At 47.8% G+C, this 6650-nt stretch carries 7 protein-coding genes; 3 read left to right on the top strand and 4 right to left on the bottom strand.

From position 1 onward, the window contains the following. The 4 genes from Q8O92_00625 to rseP form a co-directional block, all read right to left on the bottom strand. Window positions 1–410 (bottom strand): MFS transporter (locus Q8O92_00625; GenBank protein MDP2981818.1); only part of this gene is annotated, 410 nt, incomplete at its 3' end. Between the two features lie 262 nt (window positions 411–672). After that, window positions 673–1383: an AbiV family abortive infection protein gene (locus Q8O92_00630; GenBank protein ID MDP2981819.1), complete on the bottom strand. Its 711-nt coding sequence runs from the start codon at window positions 1381–1383 to the stop codon at window positions 673–675. A gap of 38 nt (window positions 1384–1421) precedes the next feature. After that, window positions 1422–2681 (bottom strand): SEL1-like repeat protein, encoded by a 1260-nt coding sequence (locus Q8O92_00635; protein MDP2981820.1) that lies wholly within the window; start codon window positions 2679–2681, stop codon window positions 1422–1424. A 263-nt stretch (window positions 2682–2944) separates the two neighbouring features. Next, window positions 2945–4264, bottom strand: a complete 1320-nt coding sequence (gene rseP, locus Q8O92_00640) for an RIP metalloprotease RseP (GenBank protein ID MDP2981821.1) — start codon at window positions 4262–4264, stop codon at window positions 2945–2947. Window positions 4265–4341: 77 nt separating this feature from the next. On the opposite strand from rseP, the gene Q8O92_00645 reads away from it, so the two are divergent. The 3 genes from Q8O92_00645 (at window position 4342) to Q8O92_00655 (ending at window position 6404) form a co-directional block, all read left to right on the top strand. Next, complete coding sequence (locus Q8O92_00645) at window positions 4342–4884, top strand: biotin transporter BioY (GenBank protein ID MDP2981822.1); 543 nt, start codon at window positions 4342–4344, stop codon at window positions 4882–4884. 126 nt (window positions 4885–5010) lie between these two features. Further along, the gene (locus tag Q8O92_00650) at window positions 5011–5382 is read left to right on the top strand and encodes an endonuclease domain-containing protein (GenBank protein ID MDP2981823.1); all 372 of its coding nucleotides are present in this window, start codon (window positions 5011–5013) and stop codon (window positions 5380–5382) included. Window positions 5383–5423: 41 nt separating this feature from the next. After that, window positions 5424–6404 carry a substrate-binding domain-containing protein gene (locus Q8O92_00655; GenBank protein ID MDP2981824.1) on the top strand — a complete coding sequence of 327 codons (981 nt, stop codon included), beginning with the start codon at window positions 5424–5426 and terminating at the stop codon, window positions 6402–6404. The last annotated feature ends 246 nt before the right edge of the window (window positions 6405–6650 follow it).

The following is a 6650-nucleotide window of genomic DNA, read 5'->3' on the forward strand; positions in this document are numbered from 1 at the left end:
GAATAGATATCGCCGATAATGGCGACACTGAGCGTTCCCGCCGCTGTGGCGCCCAGCCCCTGCAGGAATCGCAGGGCCAGGAGAAGATTGAAATCATGGGTGAATGCGCAGGCCCCTCCGGCGATACCGTAAAGAAGCATACAGGGAACAAGGATGATCTTTCTCCCTATACGGTCGGCGCCCACACCCATCAACAGGGAGAAAAATATCCCAGGCAGGCTGTAAAAAGTAACCAGCAGCCCAACCTGGCTTTTGGTCAGATGCAGCTCTCGCATGATGCCGGGAAACGCCGGTGTGATGCTCGATACGCCGAGCACCACAGTGAGGGTCATGCCGAAAATGATCAGCAGATTGGCATTGAGGGGAACGGTCGTTTGTTCGGTGGAAAGGGTTTTACCGGGTGTCTGCACGAAACCTGACGCCTCGCTTTTTGAATGTGCACATGAAAAATGAACGAACGCTAATATACGAAAAAATCATTGAAAAGTCAGCCGGAGATTGCGTAGTCGGATCATACGCTCGCTGAAGATGCAAGTGAGAGTACCGGCCTGTACTTCCTCGTTCACCGAGGAAAAAAAAGGGAGCAGGATTTCCCCGCTCCCATACATTGACGGACCGCGCCGGAACGACTGAAATCAGACGACGCGGTATGAGGTCAGGTGCATTTGAATGTTAGCTAATTTCATTCTTAAACTTCTTTTTTTTCTGATAATACCTATCGTGATATGTAACTGCCGCATTCATCCAAGATGATTCACCTTTTTCTGGTAGGCTAGAATAGAACTCCCAAAAATCAGCACTATTTAGCAGTGCTGTGAGGGTACTTTGCTTTATGCACATAAACTTGTCTTGGTAAGATGATCTTTTAGGAGGAACATTCTTCTGGATATAAAGTTTTGTATGATGCAGGCAATTTACTGCGATATTAACACAGTCTCTTGCCGCAACAGGGCGAACCACTTCAGCAGGAATAGATATTACTGATCCATTGTCTTTTACATCTATGTACATAGACTTCTCTCTGCCATACTCTAACTGAACCATCAAATCAACACAGGTTTTTATAGCTTCTTTAGTTTTATCAGAGAATGTAATCCAGCTTGAGAAAGCAGCCGTGATTTTGTTAGGGTGGTTTTCGAACTTCTCCTTGATCTTCTTGCAAACACCACCATCTTTAAGATTTCTTCCTTTCGCATCAAATGCAATATATGCCTTTCCCGACTCCTCAATAGAAGCAATTGACAGAAAATAGGCTCCCGCATAATGGGCTTTCGAAAATAATAACTGGGCTTCTTCCAATAGTTCGCCCGCGTTTTTCAATGCAGCATTTTGGTATGCGTCTAAGAGCTCTATAGTTAGAATGTAATTCCTAATTTTTATCATAATTTAATATGAAGGCTTCTATCGCCTAACTATTGTTATCATTTTGGTTTCCATTCACGGGCAAGACGTTGCGCTTCTGATATCTGTTCCGGGGTCATTTTTTCGGCTATATCATCCCGCGATTCACTTGCTGTGTTCTTTTCATTCGCAGGCCATTTCGAGGCGGCAAGGTTTAACCACATATGAGACAAAACATAGTTTTGTGGAACACCCAGACCCAAAGAATACATTAAGCCAAAAAATAATTGAGCTGAAGCATAACCCTGCTCTGCAGATTTACGAAACCATATTACAGCCTCATTATTATCCTGTGGAACACCACTACCTTTAGAATAAATCACACCAAGATTATATTGAGCACCAGCGACACCCTGCTCAGAGGCCTTGCGATACCATCTTATAGCCTCACTGTAGTCCTGTGGGACTCCTTCTTTGCCATTATGATATATTATACCAAGACGATACTGAGCATCAGCATCACCCTGATCAGCGGCCTTACGGTACCAATTTATAGCCTCATTGTAGTCCTGTGGTACTCCTTCTGCGCCATTATGATAGATATCACCAAGTCTGAGCTGAGCATAGTGATTACCCTGTTCAGCGGACTTGCTGTAATATTTTGCAGCTTCATTGTAATCTTTCGAAACTCCATTACCAAGAAAATACATAATTCCAAGAAACAATTGAGCATTGTCATTGCCCTGTTCAGCGGCCTTGCGATACCATTTGACGGCCTCCGTGTAATCCTGCGGAACGCCTTCACCTTGTTGATAATTTGCACCAAGATTTAATTGAGCATTGGCATTGCCCTGTTCAGCGGCCTTGCGATACCATTTGACGGCCTCCGTGTAATCCTGCGAGAAACCTTTACCGTTTTCATACATTCTACCAAGAAAATACTGAGCATCGGCATCACCCTGCTTTGCGGCTTGTTGGTAATATTTTGCAGCTTCACTATAATTTTGCAAAACAAATAATCCATTATAATAATAGAGGCCAAGTTTATTCTGGGCTTTTAGAAAACCTTTCTCCGCGGCTCTACGGTACCATTTGATCGCCTCGCTATTATCTGGTGGTACTCCTTTGCCAATTAAATACATTTCCCCAAGATAATACTGAGCTTTAGCATCTCCTTTTACGGCGAGAGGACGAAGCAGTTTGAGAGCAGTGGGATAAGAACCGCTCTCATATGCGGCAACCCCATCTTCGAGTGGACCTGCAAGCGCATAATCAATAAAAAGCAATGGCAAGAAGGAAAAGGAGAGCAGAACCATTATGCAAGTTTTTTTATTGAACATGGCAACGACTCCTTATTGGCGAAAAGAACAAGGAATGATACTTGTGTATAAGAATAACAAAAATATTGAAAAGTGCAAGTATTTTCCCATTTATCGACATAAGGATTACAATTATTTTTATTGTGGAGGGGGTGGGCGGCGTCCAACGCCGGGCGCATGTTCAAAGGGGGGTTGGGTTTGGGGGTGCAATTTCAGCGCCGGCCGCCGGTCTGGGGCGGAACATCAGGAAGGCTGCGAGCGTCATTGCGTAGTGCATATGGCTTCTATTTTCCTCCGAATATATTGGAAATGGTTTCAAACCGCATGACATCGTTGAACGTCACATACAGCATGAGGAAAAGGAGGATCAGGGTTCCGGCCTGCTGGAGAGCCATCCGTACTTTAAGCGAGAGTTTCCTCCGGACGACCGTTTCCGCCGCCAGGATAAAAATATGGCCGCCATCGAGAACCGGAAAGGGAAGCAGATTCAACACTCCCAGATTGATACTGATGAATGCGGTAAAGCTCATCAGGCTGGCGATCCCGATTTTGGCGCTCTCCCCCGCAAGTTGTGCGATCATGACCGGGCCGCCCAGAAGCTTTGCCGACATCTGTCCGGTGATGAGTTTCCCGAAAAAGCCAAATGTCTGGGTGGCGAAATACACGGTGCGTGAATAGGCTTGACGAAAGGATTCTATGGCGCCGACTCTTTCATTTCCGATCTGGACTCCGATTTTTCCGATTGCCTTCTTTGCGCCATTGGGCTGCTGCTCGGAAGCGGTTTCCGTTGTAAGAAGAATTTTTTCCTCTTTCCCGTCCCTTCGCACAGTGACCGTCAGTTGTTTCCCCGGATTGTCACGAATGATTTCGCTCATGTGGTACCAGCCGGTCACCTTGACGGTGTCAATGGAGGCAATTACATCTCGGGCTTTTATTCCCGCTTTCTCGGCCGGCATTCCTTTTATTACCTTTCCCACTATCGCTTCATAGAAGGGAATAATCCCGAAATCCTCGTTCTCTCCGAGTTTACGGGCAAAGGTAACCTGCCGCTCTTCTCCCTGGGCATTCTTTACCGTCAATACCGTCTGTTTATTCGTATAGAGCGGAAGGAGAGCTTCTTCAAATTTCTTTACTTTCTTGCCGTCTGTCATCACAATCACATCGCCGCTTTTCAAACCGAGCTGGGCGGCTATGCTGCCGGGCTCCACTGCGCCGATCTTTGTCGAGGACAGGGGAATGCCGGTGAGAGCAAAGAGAAGGAAAAAGATCACCAGCCCAGTGAGGAGATTCATGATACTTCCCGCCGACAGAACCGCTATTTTCACCGGGGTTGATTTGCCGCGGTAATCACGGGGACCGGGAGGTGAATCATCTTCCTCCTGTGAGAAATCATCCTGCCCGATAAGTTTGACATACCCCCCGAAAGGAATGGCGGAGAGGCAGTATTCGGTATCTCCGATCTTTATTCCCACCAGCTTCGGAGGCAGGCCGATGCTGAAACGCTCCACACCGATGCCGAATATTTTGGCTATGGTAAAGTGACCGAGTTCATGCACGAGGACCAACAGGCTGAGCACAAAAACAAATGCGATAAGGGTGATCATAAAATCTCCATCACTTTTCGATACATACGAGAAGAATTCTGGCTTCTGTTTTTCTTGACCGTATAGTATAATACATCATGACCGAAAGAACAACAAATCTGACAAAAATCGCCCTGTTTGCCGCAATACTAGCGGTTTCAGCCTTTTTGAAAATACCGATCGGCCCAGTGCCGCTCACCCTTCAATCTACCGCCGCTCTTCTGGCGGGATATGGCCTGGGCCCTTCACGGGGAGCTTCAGCCGCTCTCCTGTATACACTTGCGGGGCTTGCCGGACTGCCCATTTTCGCGTCGGGCGGAGGACCGGCATATATCCTGGCGCCAACATTCGGATTCATCCTGGGGTTTACCCTCTGCGCCCTCACCACAGGACTCCTCGCCCGTTTCAATACCGGCGGCTCGGTTCTGAAAGCCTATCTTATCATGCTCGGCGGCCTGGTAAGCCTGTACGTCCCCGGTTTCCTGTGGCTGTGCCTGTCGCTTCATGAGGTCATGGGAACACCGGAAGGAATCGCTTCCCTGATCCGCACAGGCCTGATCATCCCATTCATCGGCGATCTTTTGAAAACCCTGCCTGCTGCGTTCATCGGAGTCCGGTTACGAAGGCTCCTGGGAAATTAACCTCACCCGGCCTTCGGCCACCCTCTCCTAGTCAGGAGAGGGTAAGGATAGGTCCCACAGCCAGTTATTTACTCTCATGGATAGGAGATGGGCAAGAGAGCGGGGATTTTAAGAAGCAGGAGAATTATGTCCATAAATACGCCGGTTTTGAAAACCGCGCGTTTTCTGCGGCGAAACATGACTGATGCAGAAAAAATCCTTTGGCGCGAGTTGCGCGGCAGAAAACTGAATAATCATAAATTTCGACGACAGGTTCCATTTGTTCTTGGGGAATATCACTTTGTTGCGGACTTTTATTGCCATGAAAAGAAAATAATTATTGAAATTGATGGAAGCATTCATCAGGAGTATGATATCATTGAATACGATCGATTCCGGGAAGAAATATTTCAAATTGGGCGATATCGGATATTGAGATTCAGCAATGAGCAAATTTCAAATTTATTGGATTCAGTTCTAGATGAAATTTCAGTCATAGTCGAGTCACCCCTCTCCTGACTAGGAGAGGGGACGGGGGTGAGGTATCACCGGAGCATTTTATGAAACGCCTATTCTTCTTTCTTTTTATCATTTCTGCCCTGGTTCTCGTCTCTTCCGGCTGCGGCAGGCCGGGAGACAAGGCAAAGGAAATCACCGTCGCCGTAGTGCCCATGGGCTCCACCCATGAATTCTGGAAATCCATCCATGCCGGGGCGCTGGCCGCCTCACGGGAGCTGGGTGTCGCCATCATTTGGAAAGGGCCTCTCAAGGAGGATGACCGTGACGAGCAGATGCAGATCGTGGAGACGTTCATGGTCTCGAAAGTCAGCGCACTGGTAATCTCGCCCATGGATGACCGCACCCTGGTGCAGACAGTCGGGGAGGCCAGGAAAATGGGCATCCCGACCATCCTCATCAATTCCTCTTTGCAGGGGGACACGCCGGTCTCTTTTGTCGCCACCGACAACTACCGGGGTGGAGTGCTCGGCGGCGAGCACATGGGGAAGCTCCTGGGCGGCAGGGGGAAGCTGATCATCGTGCGGCTGAGCGAGGCGGATGTCACCACCATGCAGCGTGTGGAGGGATTCGAAACCGCCATCAAGTCAAAATTTCCGGGGATCGAAATCCTCTCCGACAACCAGTATGCCGGTGTCACCACGGAGACCGCCTACCGTACCTGCGAAAACCTTCTTAACCGCTTTCCCGAAACCGGGGCGATTTTTACCCCCAACGAGTCTTCCACCTTCGGCTGTCTGCGGGTGCTCCAGGACCGCGGCATGGCGGGGAAAATCCGTTTTGTCGGATTCGACTCCTCGGAAAAACTTATCGAGGCGCTGGGGAAAAGGGAAATAAACGGCCTGGTTATCCAGAACCCGTATAACATGGGATACTACGGGGTCAAAGTTGCGGTCGCCTGCCTGAAAGGCCATCCATTCGAAAAGCGCATCGACACCGGTGTCACCCTGGCCACCCCGGAAAACATGCAAAACCCGGAAATCATGAAACTGCTGAAACCGGATTTGTCGATACTGAATAAATAAGATAAAGATCATAGATTCAAAAAATAATATTTCTCGCAAAGTTCACAAAGAAAGAATAAAAGAAAAAAGTTTTGACAGGATTGACAAGATTTACATGATTCTATCCCGGATTATTCATAAAAAAGGATTTTCTTTTTGTAAGCTTTAAAACTACAGCCCCCTAAATCCCCCAAGGGGGGACTTAAAAGGCTGAAAGACAAAGCCTAACAGTTATTTTACAATTTTGTTGAACTTACATGTTATTAT

Origin of the sequence: Candidatus Latescibacter sp., assembly GCA_030692375.1 — a bacterium.
In the GTDB taxonomy this organism is placed as follows: domain Bacteria; phylum Latescibacterota; class Latescibacteria; order Latescibacterales; family Latescibacteraceae; genus JAUYCD01.